The sequence below is a fragment of the Mycobacterium sp. NGS57 genome, assembly GCF_059812405.1.
Genome location: NZ_JCALCP010000005.1, coordinates 148,030 through 170,414, shown reverse-complemented (window position 1 = coordinate 170,414; position 22,385 = coordinate 148,030). Strand labels below are relative to the sequence as shown.

Annotated in this window: 21 protein-coding genes; 12 read left to right on the top strand and 9 right to left on the bottom strand. The window is 69.0% G+C overall.

Translation table 11 applies throughout. From position 1 onward, the window contains the following. The first annotated feature begins 120 nt into the window (after positions 1 to 120). Positions 121 to 903 carry an acyl-CoA thioesterase domain-containing protein gene (locus tag AC5Y43_RS11765; RefSeq protein WP_499972855.1) on the top strand — a complete coding sequence of 261 codons (783 nt, stop codon included), beginning with the start codon at positions 121 to 123 and terminating at the stop codon, positions 901 to 903. Further along, entirely contained in the window at positions 900 to 2,414 is a 1,515-nt protein-coding gene (locus AC5Y43_RS11760) for a class I adenylate-forming enzyme family protein (protein WP_499972499.1), read from the top strand. The genes AC5Y43_RS11765 and AC5Y43_RS11760 overlap by 4 nt, the downstream gene beginning before the upstream one ends. On the opposite strand, the gene AC5Y43_RS11755 is transcribed toward AC5Y43_RS11760, so the two are convergent. Further along, positions 2,409 to 3,029: a TIGR03085 family metal-binding protein gene (locus tag AC5Y43_RS11755; protein WP_499972498.1), complete on the bottom strand. Its 621-nt coding sequence runs from the start codon at positions 3,027 to 3,029 to the stop codon at positions 2,409 to 2,411. The two genes, AC5Y43_RS11760 and AC5Y43_RS11755, sit on opposite strands and share 6 nt — an antisense overlap. 91 nt (positions 3,030 to 3,120) lie before the next feature. On the opposite strand from AC5Y43_RS11755, the gene htpG reads away from it, so the two are divergent. The 3 genes from htpG to AC5Y43_RS11740 are packed head-to-tail and all read left to right on the top strand — an operon-like array spanning position 3,121 to position 5,722. Beyond that, positions 3,121 to 5,058, top strand: a complete 1,938-nt coding sequence (gene htpG / locus AC5Y43_RS11750) for a molecular chaperone HtpG (protein WP_499972496.1) — start codon at positions 3,121 to 3,123, stop codon at positions 5,056 to 5,058. A gap of 59 nt (positions 5,059 to 5,117) precedes the next feature. Further along, entirely contained in the window at positions 5,118 to 5,333 is a 216-nt protein-coding gene (locus AC5Y43_RS11745; RefSeq protein WP_499972495.1) for a hypothetical protein, read from the top strand. Positions 5,334 to 5,362: 29 nt separating this feature from the next. After that, entirely contained in the window at positions 5,363 to 5,722 is a 360-nt protein-coding gene (locus tag AC5Y43_RS11740) for a bleomycin resistance protein (protein ID WP_499972853.1), read from the top strand. Here the strand turns inward: AC5Y43_RS11740 and AC5Y43_RS11735 are convergent. From AC5Y43_RS11735 to AC5Y43_RS11720, 4 genes are all read right to left on the bottom strand, one after another. Further along, a complete protein-coding gene (locus tag AC5Y43_RS11735) occupies positions 5,708 to 6,619 on the bottom strand; it encodes a DMT family transporter (RefSeq protein ID WP_499972493.1) in 912 nt (303 codons plus the stop codon). The two genes, AC5Y43_RS11740 and AC5Y43_RS11735, sit on opposite strands and share 15 nt — an antisense overlap. Before the next feature lie 148 nt (positions 6,620 to 6,767). Next, the gene (locus AC5Y43_RS11730) at positions 6,768 to 7,157 is read right to left on the bottom strand and encodes a DoxX family protein (protein WP_499972492.1); all 390 of its coding nucleotides are present in this window, start codon (positions 7,155 to 7,157) and stop codon (positions 6,768 to 6,770) included. A gap of 73 nt (positions 7,158 to 7,230) precedes the next feature. Beyond that, positions 7,231 to 9,906 (bottom strand): ATP-binding protein, encoded by a 2,676-nt coding sequence (locus AC5Y43_RS11725; protein ID WP_499972490.1) that lies wholly within the window; start codon positions 9,904 to 9,906, stop codon positions 7,231 to 7,233. Between the two features lie 59 nt (positions 9,907 to 9,965). Further along, positions 9,966 to 11,093, bottom strand: coding sequence for an NDMA-dependent alcohol dehydrogenase (locus tag AC5Y43_RS11720; protein WP_499972489.1), 1,128 nt, complete (start codon positions 11,091 to 11,093; stop codon positions 9,966 to 9,968). A gap of 116 nt (positions 11,094 to 11,209) precedes the next feature. Here AC5Y43_RS11720 and AC5Y43_RS11715 point away from each other — a divergent pair, with 116 nt between their 5' ends. Then, positions 11,210 to 12,385, top strand: a complete 1,176-nt coding sequence (locus AC5Y43_RS11715) for a thiolase family protein (protein ID WP_499972487.1) — start codon at positions 11,210 to 11,212, stop codon at positions 12,383 to 12,385. Between the two features lie 52 nt (positions 12,386 to 12,437). On the opposite strand, the gene AC5Y43_RS11710 is transcribed toward AC5Y43_RS11715, so the two are convergent. After that, positions 12,438 to 12,971 (bottom strand): hypothetical protein, encoded by a 534-nt coding sequence (locus tag AC5Y43_RS11710; protein ID WP_499972851.1) that lies wholly within the window; start codon positions 12,969 to 12,971, stop codon positions 12,438 to 12,440. Between the two features lie 185 nt (positions 12,972 to 13,156). On the opposite strand from AC5Y43_RS11710, the gene AC5Y43_RS11705 reads away from it, so the two are divergent. Then, positions 13,157 to 13,885: a 3'(2'),5'-bisphosphate nucleotidase CysQ gene (locus AC5Y43_RS11705; protein ID WP_499972486.1), complete on the top strand. Its 729-nt coding sequence runs from the start codon at positions 13,157 to 13,159 to the stop codon at positions 13,883 to 13,885. A gap of 4 nt (positions 13,886 to 13,889) precedes the next feature. On the opposite strand, the gene AC5Y43_RS11700 is transcribed toward AC5Y43_RS11705, so the two are convergent. Beyond that, the gene (locus tag AC5Y43_RS11700; RefSeq protein ID WP_499972484.1) at positions 13,890 to 14,795 is read right to left on the bottom strand and encodes a haloalkane dehalogenase; all 906 of its coding nucleotides are present in this window, start codon (positions 14,793 to 14,795) and stop codon (positions 13,890 to 13,892) included. A 109-nt stretch (positions 14,796 to 14,904) separates the two neighbouring features. Between AC5Y43_RS11700 and AC5Y43_RS11695 the strand changes: the two genes are divergently transcribed. Then, positions 14,905 to 15,633, top strand: a complete 729-nt coding sequence (locus AC5Y43_RS11695; RefSeq protein WP_499972483.1) for a DUF2652 domain-containing protein — start codon at positions 14,905 to 14,907, stop codon at positions 15,631 to 15,633. A 31-nt stretch (positions 15,634 to 15,664) separates the two neighbouring features. Here the strand turns inward: AC5Y43_RS11695 and AC5Y43_RS11690 are convergent, their stop codons facing one another. Next, positions 15,665 to 16,858, bottom strand: coding sequence for a MalY/PatB family protein (locus AC5Y43_RS11690; RefSeq protein ID WP_499972481.1), 1,194 nt, complete (start codon positions 16,856 to 16,858; stop codon positions 15,665 to 15,667). 9 nt (positions 16,859 to 16,867) lie between these two features. Next, positions 16,868 to 17,962: an NAD(P)H-dependent amine dehydrogenase family protein gene (locus AC5Y43_RS11685; protein ID WP_499972479.1), complete on the bottom strand. Its 1,095-nt coding sequence runs from the start codon at positions 17,960 to 17,962 to the stop codon at positions 16,868 to 16,870. Between the two features lie 90 nt (positions 17,963 to 18,052). Between AC5Y43_RS11685 and AC5Y43_RS11680 the strand changes: the two genes are divergently transcribed. The 4 genes from AC5Y43_RS11680 (at position 18,053) to AC5Y43_RS11665 (ending at position 22,330) form a co-directional block, all read left to right on the top strand. Further along, the gene (locus tag AC5Y43_RS11680) at positions 18,053 to 19,003 is read left to right on the top strand and encodes an LLM class flavin-dependent oxidoreductase (RefSeq protein WP_499972477.1); all 951 of its coding nucleotides are present in this window, start codon (positions 18,053 to 18,055) and stop codon (positions 19,001 to 19,003) included. 10 nt (positions 19,004 to 19,013) lie between these two features. Further along, positions 19,014 to 20,075 carry an NAD(P)H-dependent amine dehydrogenase family protein gene (locus AC5Y43_RS11675; protein ID WP_499972476.1) on the top strand — a complete coding sequence of 354 codons (1,062 nt, stop codon included), beginning with the start codon at positions 19,014 to 19,016 and terminating at the stop codon, positions 20,073 to 20,075. A 69-nt stretch (positions 20,076 to 20,144) separates the two neighbouring features. After that, positions 20,145 to 21,137 (top strand): LLM class flavin-dependent oxidoreductase, encoded by a 993-nt coding sequence (locus tag AC5Y43_RS11670; RefSeq protein WP_499972474.1) that lies wholly within the window; start codon positions 20,145 to 20,147, stop codon positions 21,135 to 21,137. Further along, entirely contained in the window at positions 21,134 to 22,330 is a 1,197-nt protein-coding gene (locus AC5Y43_RS11665; protein ID WP_499972471.1) for a cytochrome P450, read from the top strand. Before AC5Y43_RS11670 ends, AC5Y43_RS11665 begins: the two co-directional genes overlap by 4 nt. The last annotated feature ends 55 nt before the right edge of the window (positions 22,331 to 22,385 follow it).

Genomic DNA, 22,385 nt, shown 5'->3' with positions numbered 1-22,385 from the left:
ACTGGAACAGAAACTGTAATATCTACTGTTGCTGTCCTCACCGAAAAGAGTCGTGCCTTGAGCCAGACGAATGTCGCGCCACAGCAAGACGTTGATTCCGCGACGCCCACGCCCTATTTCATCCGCGACGAAAGCCGTTTCGTACCAAATGAAATCGCGCGCGGGGGATGGGGGCCGTCGCTCAGCGGTCACGTCGTCGGCGGCCTGTTGGGCTGGGCGGCCGAAGGCGCGGTCGACGACCCGCAATTCCAGCCCGCGCGGCTGACCGTCGACCTTCCCGCCCCGGTCGCGCTCGAGCCGATCGAGGTGCGCACGCAGGTGCACCACGACCGCAAACGGCTGCGGCTCGTCGAGGTGGTCCTCGCCCAGCGCGGTGCCCCCGTCGCGCGGGGCAGCGCGCTGTTTCTGCGGCGCGGCCCGCAGCCCGACGGGCAGGTGTGGTCGCCGCCGGTGTCGATGCCGCCGCTGCCCATCGGCGACGAACCCGCGCCCTCGCTGTTCATGCGGACCTACGGCTGGGGCACCGACCTGCAAAACCCCGACCCGGAATGGGCAGACACCCCCGGCCCGAAATACACCTGGCTGCACGACACGCGCTCCCTGATCGCCGGCGAGCCGCTGAGCGCGTTCACCCGCGCGGCGATGTCCGCCGACATCACCGCGTCGCTGGCCAATTGGGGAACCAGCGGATTGCAGTTCATCAACGCCGACTACACGCTCACGCTCACCCGGCTGCCGGACGGGCCGTACGTCGGCCTGGCCTCGCTCACGCACTACAGCCACGACGGCGTGGCCACCGGGTCGGCCATCCTCGTCGACCAAACGGGCCCGATCGGCACCGCGGTGTCCGTCGCGATCGCGCACTCCGGATTTCGGCCCACCACCACGCTGCCGGAAGGATGAGCGGCGTCACCTTCTGGCGGCTGATCGCCGACGCGGCGCGGCGCGATTCGGGCCGGCCTCTGCTCGCCGACGAGTACGGGCGGGCCCTGACCGCGCGCCAGCTCCACGACGCGGCCTGCGCGACGGCCGCCGCGTTCGCCGCGCGGGGGATCGGCGCGGGCACCGTCGTGTCGTGGCAGCTGCCCACCACCCTGGAAACCACGGTCGTCATGGCCGCGCTGGCACGGTTGGGTGCGGTGCAAAACCCGATCATCCCGATCCTGCGCGAGCACGAGGTCGGCTTCATCACCGCGCAGCTGTCCTCCGAATTCCTTGTGGTGCCCCAGCTTTGGCGAGATTTCGACTACGAGGGGCTGGCCCGGGGGCTGTCCGCGGACGGCGGCTTCAAGGTTGTCACCGTCGACCTGGACACACCGCCGGCGTCCGGCGGGCTTCGGCTGCCGCGTGCGGACGCCGCTGTCCTGGGCCCCCCGCCGGAACCCGCGGCCGACGCCCGATGGATCTACTACTCGTCGGGAACCACCGCCGCCCCCAAGGGGATCCGCCACAGCGACGCCTCGGTGATCGCCCCCGCACGCGGGCTGGCCCAGATGATCGGCATCACCAGCAGCGACGTGGATCCGATCGCCTTCCCGATCGCGCACATCGGCGGGGCCGTGATGCTCGCCACCGCGCTGCTGACCGGCATGCGGCTGGCCCTGTTCGAGGCCTTCGACCCGGCAACGACCCCGTTGGCGATCGCCGAGCACCACCCGACGTTCCTGGGCACCGCCACCCCGTTCTTCGTCGTCTTCCTGGAAGCCCAACGGGCACAAGGGGTTACGCCGCTGTTCCCGTTCCTGCGGGGCTGTCTGGCCGGCGGCGCCCCGATCACCGCCGAGCTGGGCCATCAGATCCGCGAAACCTTCGGCCTGCCCGGCATCTCCAACGCATGGGGACTCACCGAGTTCCCGGTGGCGACCTCGCCGTCGCTCACCGCCGCGCCCGACGTGCTCGACCACACCGTCGGCGCCCCGGGGCCCGGGGTCAGCGTCCGGGTGGTCGACGGGGAGCTGCGGCTCAAGGGCCCCCAATGCTTCCTCGGCTACGCCGACGCCGGCCTCGACGCCGACGGGTTCGACGCCGAAGGCTGGCTGCGCACGGGCGATCTCGGGATGGTCGACGCCGACGGCAACGTCCGCGTCACGGGCCGGATCAAGGACGCGATCATCCGCAACGCGGAGAACGTCTCGGCCCTCGAAGTGGAAAACGCGCTGGCCACCCATCCCGCCGTCGCCGACGTCGCGGTCATCGGGGTCCCCGACGCGCGCACCGGCGAACGGGTGTGCGCCGTGGTGGTATCCGCCTCGGCCGACGGGGTGTCGCTGGAATCCCTTGTAGCGCACTGCCGTTCGCTTGGGCTGAGCCGCTACAAACATCCCGAGCGCCTGGTGATCGTCGACGCCTTGCCGCGCAACCAGTTCGGTAAGGTCGTCAAGAAGGACCTGCGCGAGGCCTACGGCCGGCTATAGCCCTTTGGGCGCGTCGCGCACGGCCTGTATCGCGGCGGCGTCGCCGCCGAACTCGACCCGCGCCTGCCGCCCGACTGAGAACAGCAACAGCTCCTCGGGCGGGCCGGTCACCACGACCGCCGGCCCGGAGCCCGCCGTCAGCACCGTCTTGCCCTCCGGCGTCCGCAGCGCCACCCGGCCGGGGACCTTCCCGAGCGTCATCCGGGCCATCAGCCGCAGCGTGCGGCGCAGCGACTCCGCCAGCGCTTGTTCGAGGACGCGGGGCTCCCAGCGCGGCTGGGCGCGGCGCACGTCCTCGTGGTGGATGAACATCTCGGCGACGTTGGCCACCGGGTCGAGCAGCTTGAACGGGGAGTAGACCGGGGGACCGGACGCGACCTTGTCCAGCAGCTCGTCCCACTCGTTGCGCCCGGCCACCTCGTTTTGCACCTTCTCGGTGTGGGCGGCGAAGAACGGGATCAGGATGCCCGGCGCGGCGTCGGGCCGGTACTCCCGGATCACCAGGTGGGCGGCGAGGTCTCGGGTGGTCCAGCCCTCGCACAGGGTGGGGGCGTCGGGTCCCACGGCGCGCATGGTCTGGACGAGGGCAGCACGTTCGCGTTGCGCAACGGACATGCGTTCAGGGTAGGACCAGCCCCCGGGCGCCGGCCATGGGCATCTCGGTAAATTTGAGGCGTCGTGTCCGGAAGAAAGTGCAGGGAATGCCATGAACGCGCGTGTCGAGCAGCTGGAGTTTCAGGCGGAGGCCCGGCAACTGCTGGATCTGATGGTCCACTCGGTCTACTCCAACAAGGATTCGTTTCTGCGGGAGCTGATCTCGAACGCCTCCGACGCGCTGGACAAGCTGCGCCTGGAAGCGTTCCGCAACAAGGACCTCGAGGTCGACACCTCCGATCTGCACATCGAGATCGACGTCGACAAAGGCGCCAGGACGCTGACCGTTCGCGACAACGGCATCGGGATGACGCGCGACGAGGTGGTGGACCTGATCGGCACGCTGGCCAAGTCGGGCACGGCCGAGCTGCGCCAGCAGCTCAGGGAGGCCCAGAACGCTAAAAGCACAGCGGCGTCCGAGGAGCTGATCGGCCAGTTCGGCATCGGCTTCTACTCGAGCTTCATGGTCGCCGACAAGGTCGAGCTGCTCACGCGCAAGGCCGGCGACAGCGACGCCACCCGCTGGGAGTCCAGCGGCGAGGGCACCTACACCATCGAATCCGTCGAGGGCGCCCCGCAGGGCACCTCCGTCACCCTGCACCTCAAGCCCGAGGACGCCGAGGACGAGCTGCACGACTACACCGCGGAGTGGAAGATCCGCAACCTGGTCAAGAAGTACTCCGACTTCATCGCCTGGCCCATCCGGATGGAGGTCGAGAAACGAGAGCCGGCTGCCGATGACGAGGGCGGCGAGGAGACCGTCACCACCGAAGTCGAGACCCTCAACTCGATGAAGGCGCTGTGGGCCCGGCCCAAGGACGAGGTCTCCGACGAGGAGTACAAGGAGTTCTACAAGCACATCGCGCATGCGTGGGATGACCCGCTGGAGGTCATCGCGATGAAGGCCGAGGGCACGTTCGAATACCAGGCGCTGCTGTTCATTCCGTCGCGCGCGCCGTTCGACCTGTTCAACCGCGACGCAACCACCGGGGTCCAGCTCTACGTCAAGCGCGTGTTCATCATGGGCGACTGCGACGAGCTGATGCCCGAGTACCTGCGCTTCGTCAAGGGCGTCGTCGACGCACAAGACTTGTCGCTCAACGTGTCTCGGGAAATCCTGCAGCAGGACCGGCAGATCAAGGCCATCCGCCGCCGGCTGACCAAGAAGGTCCTGTCCACGATCAAGGAACTGCAGTCGGAGCGACCGGACGACTATCGCACCTTCTGGTCCCAGTTCGGCCGGGTCCTCAAGGAGGGCCTGCTGAGCGACTTCGACAACCAGGACACGCTGCTGCGGGTGGCCTCGTTCGCCTCGACGCACAGCGACGAGGAACCCACCACGTTGGCCGAATACGTCGGGCGCATGAAAGACGGCCAGACCCAGATCTTCTATGCCACCGGCGAATCCCGGCAGCAACTGCTGAAGTCACCGCACCTCGAGGCATTCAAGGCCAAGGGCTACGAGGTGCTGCTGCTCACCGACCCCGTCGACGAGGTGTGGGTGGGTACCGTGACCGAGTTCGACGGCAAGCCGTTGCAGTCGGTGGCCAAGGGCGAGGTCGACCTCGATTCCGGCGACGACACCAGCGAGGCCGAGCGCGAAGAGCAGCAGAAGGAGTTCTCCGACCTGCTGGCCTGGCTGACCGAGACGTTGAGCGAGCACGTCAAGGAGGTGCGGCTGTCGACCCGGCTGACCGATTCGCCGGCCTGCCTGATCACCGACGCCTTCGGGATCACCCCGGCGCTCGCGCGCCTGTATCGCGCGTCGGGACAGGATATTCCGGTCGGCAAGCGGATCCTCGAACTCAACGCGAATCACCCGCTCGTGACGCGCCTGCGGGACGCGCACAAGAACGCGGCCGACGATGCGGCGCTCGCCGAGACAGCCGAGCTGCTTTACGGGACAGCGCTTCTCGCCGAGGGTGGCGCGCTGGAGGATCCGGCCCGGTTCGCCGAGCTGCTCGCCGATCGCCTGGCCCGCACCGTCTGAGCGCTGGCCAGCCGGCCTGACATGCGGTTAAATGCGGGTGGAAGGGATAACCGCACCGCATGGCCAAGTTCCGGATTCTCGACCCACACGGCCAGGTCGTGGCGACCAAGAATTTCGACAGCGCCGAGGCCGCACACGCGTGGTTCACCGACGCGTGCGCCGGGAGCACCGAGCTGGGCTGGCGCATGGAGGTCGACGACGCCGGGCGGTGGGCGTTCTTCGACGACACCCAAGGGTTCACCGCGCCGGCCAGTCGCCGTCCCCTGCAACGTTGAATGCGCTCTAGCCTGTCGGTGTGCCCGAAATCGCGTTCGACTCCGTGTCCCCGATCGTCCCCGTCCGGAACCTGGATGTCGCCCTCGACCGTTACCGAAGACTCGGATTCGATGCCCGCGGCTACGAGGGCCCCGAACGTTACGGGTTCACCGGCCGCGGGTCGGTCTCGATACACCTGACCGAATGGGCCGAGCACGATCCATTGCGCACGGCCGCCAGCGTGTACCTCTACGTCAGCGACGCCGACGCGCTGCACGCGGAGTGGCAAGCGCTGGACGGCCTCGAAGGCCGCTTGACCGCGCCGCACGAGACACCCTACGGCTTAAGGGAATTCGCCTATATCGATCCCGACGGCACCCTGCACCGCATCGGTTCACGGCAGACCTGAGTGCGCCGCCGGATCGGCGGGGTCGGCGGGCTCGCCGGTCGCCGGGGCGGCGGCGGCCTGGCTGTGGGCCAGCGCGACCGTCGCGGCGATCACCACCACGGCCGACATCGCGAGTGGGATCAGGCCGGCGCCCTTGGCGCTGAGCGTCTCGCCCAGCACGGCGACGCCGAGCAGCGACCCGACGAGCGGCTCGGCGACCGTCACCGCGGGCAGCGACGCGGTCAGCGGGCCGGCGCGAAACGCCGACTGTTCCCAGGCCGTCGCGGCGATCGCCAGCACCGCCAATGCATACAGCTCGGGTAGGCGCAGCACGGCCGGGATGCCGCGGTCGAGTTCGTCGACCACGCCCTTGGTCAACACCGAGAACAGGCCCCACAATGAGCCGGATAGCACTCCCAACAGCAGCGCGCTGGCCCAACCCGAAAAGACCCGCGCGCCAACCACACACGCGATCGCCGCCGGACCCATGACCAACGCCACGATTGCCCAGGTCCCAAGGGACCCGCGGGGCTGCCCGGCCTGTGGGTTGCCGACGATCACCACGACCGTGACGGCGGCTGCGAGCAGTACGGCCCAGATCCCTTGCGAGCGAGTGATTTTGCGGTGGTGGACCTTCGCGCTGATGACGAGAGCGAACAGCAACGAGGTCACCAGCAGCGCCTGGACGAGTACCACCGAGCCCATGCCCAGCGCCGCGGCCTGCAGCCCGAAACCCGCGGCCGCCACCAGGCTGCCCGCCCACCACCGCCGGTCGCGCAGCAGCCGGCCGAACAGGGCGACGGTGCCGACGTTTTCGTCGGTGACCTGCTGGGCGGATTGCTGCTGGATGACGTCGCCGATGCCGATCATCAGGGCGGCGGCTAGGGCGAGCAGAACCGCGATGCTCGTGCTCCCCATCGCAACCTCCCGCGCGCCTATCCGTCCGTGTTCCAACGGGTTTGAGAGGCTGCGCCACTGTGGTCACGCTGCCTCAGGAGTCCCTGCCTCCGGGACACCACACAAAGTGCCCGCCTCGCAGCGGCAACGTGCCGTCGCCCCGAGACGATCAGCTGTCGCGTCTGATCTTGAGCGCCGTGGTGATCATCGGAATCTGCAGTGGCAGCCGGGCCAGGGCTACGGCGCGCATCGGCCAGGGCTTGCCCCACCACAACCGCACCATGTTGACGTTCGCCGGGAAGACCCCGACGAAAAGTAGGACGGCCGCCAGCGCGGCCACTCGCCGGGTGCGCCGCGGCAGCAGCAGCGCACCGATCGCCACCTCGGCGACGCCGGAGGCGTAGGTGTAGAGCCGCGCATCTCCGGGCAGCTCGGCGGGAACGATGTCGTCGAACGGCTTGGGCGCCAGGAAGTGGACGGTGCCGATGCTCATCAGCATCGCGCCGACTCGGCGGGCGGCCGTCCGGGTGTCTCGTGCAATCAGCGGGGTGGTGGTCATCGACCTATTGTGTCCTGTGTGCCGGCGGAGCCGCACCGCGGTGGTCGTCCCGCGCGGCAATCCGCATCCGACATCAGGTGCTCTCTTTTAATTCTGTTCGGGTTTCGTCGATTTGGCCGTACGCGTAGTTGGCCATGGCAGCGGTGGTCATGGCCGCACCCGCGTGCGCGAGCGATTCGTAGGCGTCGCCGCCGAGCACCTCGCGTAGGTGTGCGATGGTGGTGCCGAGTTCGGGAAAGGACGCCGCGGTAACGGGGCTGAATGCGAAACCGGCGATCGTGGCCGCCGCCTCGTGCCGTCCCAGCCGTTGGAGAAAGGCCGCGAGGATGGCCAGCGGCGTGCTCATCATGGCGACGTTGCCCGATTCGTGGTGGTTGCGGATCGCCAATTCGAAGTTGTCGAGCGCGGCCAGCGGGTCACCGTATTTCGCCTCGACGCGGCACAGCACGGCCGCTATGTGCGTCAGGCTGTTCTGGTTGCCGGTCTCTTGCGAGACCGCCAGGCCGCGGCGCAGGGCCTTGAGGGCGCGGGTGGGCTCGGTGTCGCGAAAAGCGAAGCCCTCGGCGAGCAGCGCAAACGACAGCGCCATGGGGTTTCGGGTGGCCTCGGCGGCCTCGCTCAGACAGTCGGCCAGCGCCACGGCCTCGGCGATGGGGCCCTCGATCGACAAGGCGAAGGCCAGGCACCCCCTGGTGATGGTATGGCTGTCGCGTCCGCGGGCGAGCTGGCCGCGGCACAGCTCGATCGCCCGTCGTGGGATTCCGCTGACGGTGAATACACCGCCGGGCCAGCCCTCGATGCCGTAGGGCAGGGCGCCCCGGCCGCCGTCGAGGAGCTCCGTGGCGACGTCGGCGTAGCGCACGGCATCCTCGATCCGGCCGGCCGAATAGCACATCGACCCCAACACGTAGAGGAACGTGAGGCTGGGATGGTCGGCCGCCCGAGCGGGTTCGAGCAGTTCTTCGGCCCACGTGATCGGCTCGAACTTATCGACCAGATAACCCAGAAAAGCCGCGTAGGTGGCGATGGCGGCGGCGACGTCGAGGTCGTCGTGATCAGCGCTCCAGCGGAAGGCGGTGCGCAGATTGGCCAGTTCGGTGGTGAACCATGCGTAGGCGTCGCTTTGGCTCGGGCTGTCCCACATGGCCATGACCTCGGTGATTCGCTCGGCGAAGTGGCGGCTATGTGCGTCCCGAATCGCCGACGCCTCACCGCGATTGACGAGTTGCTCCTCGGCGAATTCGCGGATCGTCTCCAGCATTGAATACCGGGACCGCCCGGCAATCCGGTTGACGACGAGTAGCGACTTTCGCACCAAAGCGTCCAGCAGGTCCAAGACCTCGTAGTCATCCCCGTGGTCGAAACCGGCTATCGGACAGGCACTGTCGAGGTCGAATCCGCCGGAGAACACCGAACAACGTTCCAGCAGGGACCTTTCCGCGTCGTCGAGGTGGTCATATGACCACGCCACGGCGTGGCGCAGCGTTTGATGGCGGCCCAGGCCGCGCCTCGAACCGACCAGCAACCGGAACCGGTGGTCGAGGCGATCACGCACCTCGATCGGCGTCATGGACGCCATGCGCGAGGCGGCGAGCTCGATGGCCAACGGGATGCCGTCGAGGCGGCGGCAGATCTCGACGACGGCGGTCGCATCGCCGGGTTCGGTCACCGAGAAGCGCGCCGAAACGCTTTGGGCGCGTGCCACGAACAGGTTGCCGGCCGGGGAGTCGATGTCGTCGCCGACGTGCAGCGAGGGCACCGACCATAGCTGCTCGTCGGCGACTTCCAACCGCTCGCGGCTGGTAGCCAGGATGCGCACCGTCGTAGAACAAGCGAGGATGGTTTCGACCAGGTCGGCGACCGCGTCTCGCAGGTGCTCGCAATTGTCGAACACCAACAACCGGATTCTGCCTTCCAGCGCGGTAGCCACGCTCTCTGTCACATTCTTGCCGGGTTGTTGGGACACGCCCAAGACCGCCGCCACCGCGTCGGGTACCGCCGCGGGGTCGGCCACCGCGGCGAGTTCGAAAACCCATACGCCATCGGGGAATTCGTCGGCAACTCGTGCAGCGACCTCCAGCGCCAGCCGGGTCTTGCCGACCCCGCCGACCCCGGTCAACGTCACCAATCGGTGGACCTTGAGCACCGCCTGCACCTGGTCCACTTCGGACTCGCGACCGATGAAGCTGGTAAGTGCCGGACGCAGATTTCCGGGACTCGTGTCCACGGCCCGCAGTGCGGGAAATTCGGCGCGTAGCCCGGGCGCTCGGACCTGCAGCACGCCGACAGGTGCGGGAAGGTCGCGCAGGCGGCGAGGGCCGAGATCGACCAGGTCGATTCCACTCAGCAGACCCGCGGTCGAATCGGTCATGAGGATCTGCCCGCCGTGACCGGCGGCCATCACACGGGCGGCGCGGTTGAGCACCGCACCGAAATAGTCGCCGTCCCGCAACTCGGCTTCGCCGGTCGCCAACCCCATCCGCACCGGCAATTCGAGTGCGAGCTGCGCGGCGATGGCCGCGTCGACCGCGGCCTTCGGTGAGGCGAACGCGGCGCACACGCCGTCCCCGGTGTGCTTGAACAATGAGCCGCCGTTTGTTGCGATCGCGTGCCGTAGGACCCGGTCGTGGGTGGCAAGGGCCGCCCGCATCCGATCAGGGTCGGCTTCCCACCGGCGGGTCGATCCCTCAACATCGGTGAACAGGAACGTCACGATCCCCGAAGGCGAATCCCCCGGTTCAGCGGGCATCCACGCAGAATGCCACAGCAAACTCGCTCAGGCTCGAATTTGCTGGAAAGTGTGCGGACTCAGCGGTCGGCGTCGGTGAAGCGGATGACGCCGCGGATGTTGCGGCCCTCGAGCATGTCGCTGTAGCCGTCGTTGATCTGCTCGAGCGTGTACTCGCGGGTGACCATCGCGTCGAGTTCGAGCTGCCCCAGCCGGTAGAGCTCGAGGATCTCGGGGATGTCGTATTGCGGGTTGCCACCACCAAACAGGCTGCCCTGCAAGCTCTTCTGCAGCAGCGATAGCCCCGCGAGGTTCAGTGTGACGTCGGTGGCCATCACGCTGCCCATCGACGTCAGCACGCACACCCCGCCCTTGGCCGTCAGCCCCATCCACGACTCGACCTCGTGGCCCTCGCACCGGCCCGCCGTGACGATCACCTTGTGGCACATGCGACCGGAGGTGGCCTCGGCGATGCGGGCGAAGCCCTCGGTGACATCCGCGAACGCCTCGGTGGCGCCGAACTTGAGCGCCTGCTCGCGTTTCCACTCGACCGGGTCGACGGCGAACACCCGCCGGGCACCGGCGATCCGGGCGCCCTGCAGCGCGGCGACGCCGACCCCGCCGATGCCGACGACAACCACGTCGTCGCCCGGGCCGACCGCCGCGCTGCGCACCGCCGAGCCGAAGCCGGTCGTCACTCCGCAGCCCACCAGGCAGGCCACGTCGAACGGAATCGTCGGGTCGATCTTGACCACCGAGGTGTGGTGCACGACCACGTACGGCGCAAACGTCCCCAGCAGCGACATCGGGATGACGTCGCGACCGCCGGCCGTCACCCGGAAGGACCCGTCGGACACCGAGGCGCCCGACAGCAGTCCCATCCCGAGGTCACACAGGTTGCGCAGCCCGGTCTGGCACGGAATGCAGGTGCCGCAGGACGGGATGAACGACATCACCACGTGATCGCCTACCGCCAGGTTCTCGACGCCCTCACCGATCTCGGTGACGATGCCCGCGCCCTCGTGACCGCCCAGGACGGGAAAGCTCGGGATGGGGAAGTCGCCGGTCAGCAGGTGGTGGTCGGAGTGACACAGCCCGGCGGTCTCCAACTGGACCGTCACCTCGCCGCGGCGGGGATCGCCGATTTCGATCTCCTCGACCGACCACGGCCGGTTCGTCTCCCAGATCAATGCGCCCTTGGTTCTCAACGGTCGACCTCCGCCCTGGTCGGGAACTTAGCCCGTTACTATTGCTCATACAGTATTTGATACGATTCGCGGCTACGAGGTCTGCATACAAGCCCACTTACAGCGAGGTTGAGAACATGGCTACTCCCGTGATCGTCGGAGCCGCCCGGACGGCGATCGGCCGCTCCTTCAAGGGGACGCTGGTCAACACGCCGCCGGAGACGCTGATCACCACGCTGCTGCCCGAGGTGGTGCGCCGCTCCGGCATCGACCCGTCGGCCATCGACGACCTGATCTTCGCCGAATCCCATTACGGCGGAGGCGATTTGGCGCGATATGCCGCCGCGGCGACGGGTCTGGAGGACATCCCCGGCCAGTCTGTGAACCGGCATTGCGCGGGCAGCCTGACGGCCATCGGCAACGCCGCGGCCCAGATCGGCTCCGGGATGGAGCGCGTGCTCATCGCCGGCGGCGTGCAGTCGCTGTCGATGACCCCGCTGATGACCCAGCGCATCCCCGGCCCCGAGCTCAAGTTCGAGGAACGCTGGATGCCGCCCACCCACGTCGAGGCGCCCGACGCCCCCACCAAGGACATGTCGATCACCGTCGGATGGAACACCGCGCAGGCGGCCGGCATCAGCCGCGAGGACATGGACGCCTGGGCCGCCCGCTCGCACCAGCGGGCCATCGCCGCCATCGACGCGGGCAAGTTCCTCGACGAGATCGTCCCGCTGAAGATCACCCAGCCCGACGGGTCGGTGACCGAGTTCTCCGTCGACGAGCACCCCCGCCGCGACACCACCGTCGAGAAGCTGGCCGGCCTCAAGGTGCTGCATCCCGAGATCGAGGGGTTCTCGATCACCGCGGGCAACAGCAGCGGCACCAACGACGCCGCCGCGGCCATCGCGCTCGTCGACCGCGACTACGCCGAGGCCGAAAAGCTCAACGTGATGGGCACCGTGCGGGCATGGGCCGCGGCGGGCGTGGCGCCGCGGGACACCGGACTCGGTGCGGTCAAGGTGATCGGCAAGGTGCTGCAGCGCGCCGGGCTGTCGGTGAATGACGTTGCGCTGTGGGAGATCAACGAGGCGTTCGCCTCCGTGCCGATCGCGGCGTGCCGCGAGCACGGCATCGACGAGGAGAAGGTCAACTTCTCCGGCAGCGGCTGCAGCCTCGGCCACCCCATCGCCGCCTCGGGCGCCCGCATGGTCACCACGCTGGCCTACGAGCTGGCCCGCCGCGGCGGCGGCATCGGCGTCGCCGCGATGTGCGCGGGCGGGGGCCAGGGCGGCGCCGTCGTCATCGAGGTCTAGCGGCGATCGCGAGCGCGGCAGAGTCGGGCGAAGCGGGTCGCCGCCGTCAGGTCTAGTTGCAGAACGTGTAGCCGATGAACTGGGCGTCGCGGCCGTTGGCGCCCGAGTAGTCGACGTAATGCACCGCGGGCATCCCGTTGTACTGCGTGTTGGTCTTCTGCGCGGACGGCGGTGGGGGCGCCTTGGGGAACGCCAGGACCATGTCGGCGTAGATCTTCAGCCCCGCCTGGCAGATCGCGTCGGGCCGCGGCGGCTGCGGGTTCCATGCGTGCACGACGACAGGGTCGGTGAGCTGATAGCCGGTCGCGCAATTGGGTTCGCAGATCTTGAAAACGGCGGTTCCGTTGCCGTCTGCGCCGTCCGGGCCCCATGAGCTCCACGACATGTCTTGCAGCGCAACGGCTACGCTGGCGCACCCCAGCACGTTGAGCTTCTTCGGGCGCTCGGTCGGCGGGACCGACGGGTTGTAGCAGCCCGGAATGGCGAAGTAGCTCGGCGGGGCCGGTGGGGTCGCCGGCGCCGGGGCGCTGTCGTTGCCCTGGGTCAGCTTGATCCCGGCGAACACGGCCGCAGCGATCAGCAGCACGCCGACGACGGCGCCGGCCACTCCCGGGTGTCCCCCCGGAAACCGCAACCTGTTCGAGGATGAGACGTTGCCCCCGCTCACAAAGACCAGGTTAAGTCAGAAACGGCGGGCGTGGGTGGCGTCCGGCACGCGAGTCATAGCAGGGTAAATTTGGCCAAAACTACCAACTTGAGGATTGGCAACGCATGAACGATCACGAACTGGCCGCGCGGTTGGCCACCGAGGCGGGGCGACTGCTGCTGGCGGTTCGGGAGGAATTCGCCGACGCCGACGCCGGCGAGCGAAAAGCCGCGGGGGACAAGCGGTCCCACGACTTCCTGATGCAGGCGCTGACCGGCGAGCGGCCCTCCGACGCGGTGCTGTCGGAGGAGGGCGCCGACGACCCGGTGCGGCTGCGCTCGGAGCGGGTGTGGATCGTCGACCCGCTCGACGGGACGCGCGAATTCTCCGAGCTCGGCCGCGACGACTGGGCGGTGCATGTCGCGCTGTGGCAGGCCGGTGAGCTCGTCGCGGGCGCCGTGGCGCTGCCGGCGCAGGGCGCCACGCTGGCGACACCGCACGTCGCCGCGCCCCCCGCCGCGCCCGACCAGCCGCGCATCGTGGTCTCGCGGACCCGCCCGCCCGCGATCGCGCTGGCCGTGCGCGACGCGCTGGACGGTGTCCTGGTGGAAATGGGTTCTGCCGGAGCGAAAGTGGCGTCGATCGTCCAGGGCCTGTCCGACGTGTACGTGCACGCCGGCGGCCAGTTCGAATGGGACTCGGCCGCTCCCGTCGCGGTGGCCCGGGCCGCCGGCTTGCACACCTCCCGCATCGACGGGTCGGCGCTGGCCTACAACCAGCCCGACCCCAAGCTGCCGGACGTGGTGGTGTGCCGCCCGGAGCTGGCCGCGAGGGTGCTCGCCGTCACGGGCTAATGGCTCAGCGCAGCGCCTGCTGCCAGGACAGCACCCGCTCGGCCAGTTCCGGCCCGGCGTCTTCCTGGATGAAATGGCTGGCGTTGATCCGCGCGTGCGGCTGCCCGACCGCGCCGGGAATGTGCTTGATCAGCGGACGGTCGCCCTGCCCGAGGATGGGGTCACGCGCGCCGAAGATGGCCAAAAACGGCTTTTCCCAGCCGCCCAAGACCTTCCAGGCCGCGCGGTTGGCCGGGATCGCCGGATCGTACGGCGACGTCGGCACCAGCTGAGGAAACGCGCGGGCCCCGGCCTGATAGGTCTTGTCCGGGAAGGGTGCGTCGTAGCCGGCGCGCACCTTGGCCGGCACCCTGCGCACGGTGCCGACGGACACGATGCGACCGGCGGGCAGCACGGGCGAGTAGCGCGCGAAGGCCCGCCAGGCGTAGAAGGCCGGGGGCGTGCGCCGCTCCGCCGTGGGCAGGAAGCCGTTGGCCACCACCAGCCGGGCGATGCGCTCGCCCTGCTCGGCGGCGATGCGCAACCCGATGAGCGATCCCCAGTCCTGCACGACGAGGGTGACGTTCCTCAGGTTGAGGCGCTCGAACCAGGCGGTCACCCACTCGACGTGCCGCTGGTAGGTGTAATCCGCGATCTCGCTGGGCTTGTCGGAACGCCCGAAACCGATGAGGTCGGGCGCCAGCACGCGGCTCCCGGCATCGGCGAGCGGCGGAATCATCGTGCGGTACAGGTAGCTCCACGTGGGCTCGCCATGCAGCAGCACGATCGGCGGGCCATCGAACGGACCCTCGTCGAGGAAGTGCATGCGCAGCGGGCGGGTGTCGCTGGCCGCCACCTCAACGTAATTCGCTACGAACGGATAGCCCTCCAGATTTTCGAATCGGGATTCGGGCGTTCGCAGCACACGCATATTCGGCTCCTCCGGGGTGGCACCTGTGCAAGCCTCTCGCGGCGCGGCGCTTTCGTCCAGTGGGGAATTCGTTGAGGCGGTGGTCGGCAACCACTAAGCTGCCCACATCATGGCCATCCGGCGCGCGGTCCTGCTCATCGCCGACATCGGCGGCTACACGCACTACATGCACTGGAACCGCACCCACCTGGCGCACGCGCAACAGACGGTGGCCGGACTGCTGGAGTCGGTCATCGACGCCGGCAAAGGCCTGAAGCTGGCCAAGCTCGAGGGTGACGCCGCGTTCTTCTGGGAGCCGGACGGGAACGCCAAAGTGCTGGTGTGCGACCGGCTGTCACGGATGCGTCAGGCGTTCCTCACGCGGCGCGAGCGGTTCAAACGCGACATCGCCTGCGAATGCGCGAGTTGCTCGCAGCTGGACAACCTGTCGCTCAAGTTCGTCGTCCACCTCGGCGAGGTGGCGGAGCAACGGGTCAAGCGGCACGCCGAACTGGCCGGGGTCGACGTCATCCTGGTGCACCGGATGCTGAAAAACACGGTGCCGGTGGTCGAGTACGTGCTGATGACCGACCCGGTCGCGGCGTGCCTCGACGAACCGGTGCGCGGGATGTGCCGGCCGCTGCTCCACCACTTCGAGGGCATCGGGCAAACGTCGACGCACTACATCGACCTGGCCACCTCCGAGGTGCCGACCGTGCCGACTGATCGCGGTTTCTTCGGCCGGTTCGGGGCGACGGCGAAATTCGAGTTGAGCTCGCTGCCGTTCCTGGTGGGCCTCAAGAAGCCCGCGGCGGGCTTCCGCAACCTCGACCGCGGTGCCGAGGACATACCCGCATAACCGAAAAGCCAGACCCCCGAAGCTGATTGCGCTACCGCTGCAACGCCCGTCCCATGCGCGAGACGGCCTCCTCGAGGATGGCCGTCGAGGTCGCGAAGTTCAGCCGCACGTGCCCGTCGCCACCGGTTCCGAAGACGTGCCCGGAGCTGAGCGCGACCCTTGCGTGGTCGAGGAACCAGCGCGCCGGCCCGGCCAGGTCGGCCACCACCGCCAGCCCGTCGGACGCCTCCTCCTCGAAGCCGAGGTCCCGGCAGTCCAGCCAGGCGAGGTAAGTGCCCTGCGGCCATAGGTATTTCACCCCGGGCAGGTGCTCGGCGACCAGCTCACCCAGCAACGCGCGGTTGGCGTCCAGCCCGTCGAGCAGCGCGTCGAGCCACTCGCCGCCGCTGCGGAACGCCTCGGCGTGCGCGATCACGCCCAGGTGGCTCGGGCCGTGGCCGACCTCCTCGGGCATCCGGCGCAGGTCCGAGGCCGCCTCCGGGCCGGCGACGGCCAGCGCCGCCTTCAGCCCGGACAGGTTCCACGCCTTGGAGCCGGACGTCAGGGCCAGGGCGTCCTCCGCGCCGGGCACGGTCAGGTACGGCACGAACCGCGCGCCCGCCAGCACGACGGGCGCGTGGATCTCGTCGGAGACCACCCGGACACCGAACCGCCGCGCCAGCTCGGCCACCGCGCGCAGCTCCTCGGCCGTGTGCACCGTCCCGGTCGGGTTGTGCGGATTGCACAACAGGTAGGCGACCCTGCGGTCCGGGGCGCCGGCGCGCGCGAACGCTTCTGCCAAGGCGCCCAAGTCGATTCGGCCGTCGGCGCCGAGCGGTGCCTCGATCACCCGGCGACCGTCGTGCGACACGAACGCGTAGAAGGGGGCGTAAACGGGCGGGTTGACGACGACGGCGTCGCCGCGCTCGGTGACCAGGCGCAACATCTCGACGACCCCGAGCATGACGTCGGGAACCAGCGCGGTGCGACCGACCTCCAGGTCGTGCCATTGCCAACGCCGCGAGGCGAATTCGGCGACCGCTTCGGCGAACGCGGTGCCGCAGGGGTATCCGGTGTCACCGATGTCGACGGCCCGGCGCAACGCGTCGGCCACGGTCGGCGCCAGGTTGACGTCCATCTCGGCGACCCACAGCGGCAGCACGTCGTCGGGGTGCGCACGCCACTTCATGCTGGTGCGCAGTCGCAGCTGCTCGAGCGTGAAGTCCTCGAGTGGATTAGCCGTCACTCGGGCAGATTACGAGCCGAACGCATGCTTGGGAATCGTCAGGGGCAGGTCGACCGAGCTCAACAGCCCCGGGTCCGCGGCGACGACATACGGCACGGCGTTGACGACGCGCATCGCGGTGGCGACCATCGCGCCGGCCCCGGAGGTCATGCCCCCGACCCCGGCCTTGGCCGGGTCCTTGAGCGTCGCGGCCAGCGTGCAGTCGATGTCCGGGTCGCCGCTGATCATGACGCGGTAGGACAGGTCGCCGATCCCGGTCGGCCAGTCCGGGGCGACGTCGTGGGCCAGCCGGGTGACGTGCTCGATGACGATGGCCTCGCGGCCGTCGACCACGCCGATCGCCTTCATCCGCAGCGCCCCACAGGTTCCGGCCTCCACCGTGCCCATCGCGACCTCCAGGGTCCGGTTGGTGACCGCGCGGTCGAATTCTTCGCGGACCTCCTGCACTTCGACGCCGAGGGCGTCGGCGACCAACCGGATCTGGCCCTGCCATTCGCCGGCGATCGCGCCCTCGAAGCTGATCCAGGGCTGGTAGTCGAGCGGGCGGCCGAATCCCAGCGCGTCGCTCATGATGTCGGGAACGCCGTAGTCGTCGTACAGGCCGATCTCGAACGCGTGGATCTTCTCGATCGACGACGACTGCGTGGACAGCACCAACGGCAGGTAGTCGGCGGCGAAGCCCGGCTCGATCCCCGACGCGTACAACGACACCCGGCCCTGCTTGGCTGCGGCGACCAGTTGGTCGCGCCACTCGTCGGGTGTGTAGGCGTGCGGGTTGACCAACCGCGTCGTGCTGGTGGTGACGACGTTGATCCCGGCTTCGAGCAGCCGGACGTAGTCGGGGATGGCCAGCGCATCGCGTTCCGGGCCGCTGGCCGCGTAGATCACGCAGTCGGGTTTCAGCGCGATCAGCGCGTCCGCGTCGTTGGTGGCTTTTAAGCCGATCGGCTCGCCGTTGGCGAGCTCGCCGGCGTCCTTGCCGACCTTGTCCTCGGAGTGCACCCAGACGCCGACGAGGTCCAGGTTCGGGCGCTGTTGGATGGTGCGGATCGCGATCGACCCGATGCCGCCGGTCGCCCACACCACCACGCGATGAGCCGTCATCGAAGTTCCTCCTTGGGTAGTCCGCACTTTCCAGGGTTAAGAAAGCAGACACTATCTTAACGAACAAATTTTAGGTTAGGGTTGCTGTCGATGTTCACGCTCCGGTTCGACATGCGGGCCCCGAACTGGGCCGCACCGGCCACCGAGCTCTACGCCGCGGCGATCGGCATGTGCGCATGGGCCGAGACGCGCGGCGCGGTGCTCGCCATCCTGTCCGAGCATCACGGCGCCGAGGACGGTCACCTGCCCGCGCCGCTGATGCTGGCGTCGGCGATCGCGGGCAGGACATCTAGCCTGGCGATCCTGCTGGCCGCGGTGCCGATCCCGTTCTGGGACCCCGTCCGGCTCGCCGAGGAGATGAGCGTCCTGCACCTGATCAGCCGGGGCCGGGTGTCCTACGTGTTCGGGGTCGGACATCGGCGCGAGGAATACGAGCACTTCGGGGTCGACATGGCCACCCGCGGTCGCGTGGCCGACGAGATCCTGGCCGTGCTGGGCCCGTTGGTGCGCGGCGAGCCGGTCGAGTATCGGGGGCGCACGGTGCGCGTGACGCCGCCGTGTGACGGGCCGATGATGCTGATCGCCGGGGGCAGCAAGGCGGCCGCGCGGCGCGCGGGCGCCCTGGGCCTCGGGTTCGTCTCCCAGACCGAGCTGCCGGGCCTGAAGGAGTTCTACGAGCAGCAGTGCCGCGCCCACGGCCACGAACCCGGGCCGATCCAGTTCCCCGCAAAGGACACGCCGACAACGGTTTTCGTCGCCGACAACCCGGACGCGGCGTGGGACGCGCTGGGTCCGTACCTGGTGCACGACGCGGTGACGGCGGCGTCGTACCGCCCGCACGACGATTCGGTGGCCAGCATCACCCGCGCCGACAGCGTCGACGCGCTGCGCGCCGAGGGCGGCCCGTACCGCATATTCAGCCCCGACGAGGCGACGGAGTACGTGCGCGGCGGGCGGCCCCTGCCGCTGCACCCGCTGTGCGGCGGCGTGCCACCCGAGGTGGCGTGGCCCTACCTCGAACGCGCAGCGGCCTGCAAGTAAGGAGATTGATGTGCGTGTTGTCGTGTGGTCGACGGGGGGAGTGGGCTCGATCGCGATCGATGCCGTCAACCGCCGCCCGGACCTGGAACTGGTTGGCGTATGGGTGCATTCGCCCGACAAGGTCGGCAAGGACGCCGGCGAGCTGGCCGGCATCGGGCCGATCGGGGTGGCGGCCACCGATGACGCCGACGCGCTGATCGCGCTGGCACCCGACGTCGTGGTGTACGCCGCCAGCGGCCCGGACCGCGACGGCGCCGCGGTTCCGGATTACGTGCGGCTGCTGGAGGCCGGCATCAACGTGGTGTCGACGTCGTCGACGAGCCTGGTGTATCCGCCGTCGTACTTCGCCCCGGACTGGCGCGACCAGCTCGACGCGGCGGCCGAGGCGGGCGGCGCCTCGCTCTACGGCTCGGGCATCTTTCCCGGCTTCGCCTCCGATCAGCTGGCACTGCTGATGACGACGCAGTCGAAGCGCATCCGCACCATCACCGCCAGCGAGGTCGCACTCAACGACCACTACCCAGTGGCCGACGTGATGATGGACGGGCTGGGATTCGCCCGCCCACTGGACTTCGCACCGATGATGAGCCAGCCCGGCTTCATCGAAATGGCTTGGAAGGCACCGATACACATGATGGCCGCCGGGCTCGGGGTCGAGGTCGAACACATCAACGGTTCCCTCGATCGGGAGCTGACCCACCGGGACATCGAGGTGGCGTTCGGCACCGTGCCGGCGGGCACCTGCGGGGCGGTGCGCACCCGCGCGGCGGGCGTGGTCGACGGCCGCGAGGCCATCGTCGTCGAGCACGTCATCCGGATGGCCCGCGACGTCGCGCCCGACTGGCCGCGCTCGGAGTGCGACGCGACCTATCGGGTCGACATCGAGGGCGACCCCGACATCCACTGCGTCATGACCCTCGGGGAGGCCGAGGGCCACGGCGCGGGCCACGCCGCGATGGCGTCCACGGCCATGCGGGTGGTCAACGCGATCCCCTACGTCGTCGAGGCGCCGCCGGGGCTGCTCAGCTCGCTGGACATCCCGACGACCTTGCCGCGGCACGTGTTTGCCTAACCGTTGACGCCGCTCTCGCGGGCCACGTACCGTACGTGGCACAAAGATTAGGTTGTCTAGGAGTTGGGTGTGTACACGCTGCGCTTCGACATGCGAGCCCCGTCGTGGGGAGCCCCGCCCGTAGCGCTGTACGGCGCCGTGCCCGAGATGTGCGCATGGGCCGAGGATCACGGCGGCCTGGCCGCCGTGCTGTGTGAGCACCACGGGTCCGAGGACGGCTACCTGCCCTCGCCGATGATCCTGGCGCCGGCCATCGCGGCGCGCACCCGACGGCTCCCGATGAACCTCATCCTGATCCTGCCGTTCTACGACCCGGTCCGGCTGGCCGAGGAAATGGCGGTCCTCGACCTCGTCAGCGCCGGGCGGGCGTCCTACACCCTGGCGCTGGGCTACCGGCCCGAGGAGTTCGAGCACTTCGGCCTGGACATCAGCAAGCGCGGCAGGCTCGCCGACGAAAAGCTCGGGCTGCTGCGCCGGTTGCTCGCCGGGGAATCTGTGAACGATGACGGGCGCCGCATCACGGTGACGCCCACGCCGCTGAGCGCGGGCGGTCCGTCGATGATGTGGGGAGGCGGGACGGTGGCGGCCGCGCGTCGCGCGGGACGGTACGGGCTGGGTCTGTTGGCGAACGCCAACGTGCCAGGCATGGCCGAAGCGTACGAGGCCGCCTGCCGAGAGCACGGTCACCAGCCCGGCCCGACGCTGCTGCCCGCCCGTGACCACCCGTCGGTCGTGTTCGTCGCCGACGACGTGGAGCACGCCTGGGCGGAGCTCGGTGAGCACCTTCTGCACGACGTGAAGACCTATGCCGCATGGAATCCCGGCAACGAGGTCTCGGCCGGGTTCTCGCACGTGCAGACCGTCGAGGAGCTGCGCGCCGCGCCGACGTCGCACGTGATCATCTCTGTGCCCGAGGCGATCTCGCGGGTTCGTGCCGGCCAGGTGCTCAACCTGTCGCCGCTGTGCGGTGGACTGCCGCCGGAAGTCGCGTGGCCCTATCTCAAGCGCGTGGGCGAAGTCGTGTTGCCCGAGGCCCTGTCGGAGAGAAAGGCGCCGCGGTGACGGGAGCAAGCACCGCCGAGGTTTACTACGACCCGTTCGATTTCGACATCGACGACGATCCGTACCCGATCTGGAAGCGGCTGCGCGACGAGGCCCCGCTGTACCGCAACGACAAGTACGACTTCTACGCGCTGAGCCGCTACGACGACGTCTCCCGCGAGCTGATGAACTTCGAGGTCTTCCAGTCCGGCCGCGGCACCACGATGGACATCATCATGAGCGGCATCGAGCTGCCGCCCGGCGTCATCCTGTTCGAGGACCCGCCGATCCACGACGTCCATCGCCACGTGCTCTCGAAGGTTTTCACCCCGCGGCGGATGGAGGCCATCGAGCCGCTCACGCGGGCGTTCTGTGTGCGCGCGCTCGACCCGTTGGTGGGGACGGGGCGGTTCGACTTCGTCGAGAACCTGGGCGCGATGGTGCCTATGCGCACCATCGGCTACCTGCTGGGCATCCCCGAGGACGACCAGGAGGCGATCCGCGACAAGGGCGGCAGCCAGCTCACCCTGAAGGAGGGGACGTTTCGCGCTGTGCCGCAGGACTTTCTGGAGCACAGCCACGAGATGTTCGCCAACTACATCGACTGGCGCGTCGACCACCCCTCCGACGATCTGATGACGCAGTTGCTCAACGCCGAGGTCCCCGACGGTGACGGGGCGCGGCCGCTGACCCGGTCCGAGGTACTGCTGTACACCAGCATGATCGCCGGCGCGGGCAACGAGACCACGACGCGGCTCATCGGGTTCATGGGCCAGCTGCTGGCCGCGCACCCCGACCAGCGCCGCCAACTCGTCGCCGACCCGTCGCTGATCCCGGCGGCCATCGAGGAGGTGCTGCGCTACGAGGCGCCCTCGCCGGTGCAGGCGCGCTACGTCGCCCGCGATGTCGAATGCCACGGCACGACGGTTCCCGAGGGCTCGATCATGTTGCTGCTCAACGGATCCGCCAACCGCGACGAGCGCCGGTATCCCGACGCGGAGAAGTTCGACATCCATCGCGGCGCCACCCACCTGAGCTTCGGGCACGGGCTGCACTTCTGCCTCGGCTCGGCGCTGGCGCGCATGCAGGCGCGCGTCGCTTTGGAGGAAGTCCTGGCGCGCTGGCCGGAGTGGGAAGTCGACTACGCGAACGCCCGCAAGGCGCACACGTCGAGCGTGCGGGGCTGGGAGAAGCTGCCGGTCTTCACGGGGTAGCGGCCGTCTGCCGTCTCACCAGTCACATGTGTCACTGCGCCGGTCGGCACAACAT

Bases quoted from the DNA above. Each gene is read 5' to 3' on its own strand.
- AC5Y43_RS11705 (WP_499972486.1), top strand. From the start codon at position 13,157: ATGAACGATCACGAACTGGCCGCGCGGTTGGCCACCGAGGCGGGGCGA.
- AC5Y43_RS11745 (WP_499972495.1), top strand. From the start codon at position 5,118: ATGGCCAAGTTCCGGATTCTCGACCCACACGGCCAGGTCGTGGCGACC.
- AC5Y43_RS11715 (WP_499972487.1), top strand. From the start codon at position 11,210: ATGGCTACTCCCGTGATCGTCGGAGCCGCCCGGACGGCGATCGGCCGC.
- htpG (WP_499972496.1), top strand. From the start codon at position 3,121: ATGAACGCGCGTGTCGAGCAGCTGGAGTTTCAGGCGGAGGCCCGGCAA.
- AC5Y43_RS11695 (WP_499972483.1), top strand. From the start codon at position 14,905: ATGGCCATCCGGCGCGCGGTCCTGCTCATCGCCGACATCGGCGGCTAC.
- AC5Y43_RS11700 (WP_499972484.1), bottom strand. From the start codon at position 14,795: ATGCGTGTGCTGCGAACGCCCGAATCCCGATTCGAAAATCTGGAGGGC.
- AC5Y43_RS11680 (WP_499972477.1), top strand. From the start codon at position 18,053: ATGTTCACGCTCCGGTTCGACATGCGGGCCCCGAACTGGGCCGCACCG.
- AC5Y43_RS11685 (WP_499972479.1), bottom strand. From the start codon at position 17,962: ATGACGGCTCATCGCGTGGTGGTGTGGGCGACCGGCGGCATCGGGTCG.
- AC5Y43_RS11755 (WP_499972498.1), bottom strand. From the start codon at position 3,029: ATGTCCGTTGCGCAACGCGAACGTGCTGCCCTCGTCCAGACCATGCGC.
- AC5Y43_RS11730 (WP_499972492.1), bottom strand. From the start codon at position 7,157: ATGACCACCACCCCGCTGATTGCACGAGACACCCGGACGGCCGCCCGC.
- AC5Y43_RS11735 (WP_499972493.1), bottom strand. From the start codon at position 6,619: ATGGGGAGCACGAGCATCGCGGTTCTGCTCGCCCTAGCCGCCGCCCTG.
- AC5Y43_RS11760 (WP_499972499.1), top strand. From the start codon at position 900: ATGAGCGGCGTCACCTTCTGGCGGCTGATCGCCGACGCGGCGCGGCGC.
- AC5Y43_RS11725 (WP_499972490.1), bottom strand. From the start codon at position 9,906: ATGCCCGCTGAACCGGGGGATTCGCCTTCGGGGATCGTGACGTTCCTG.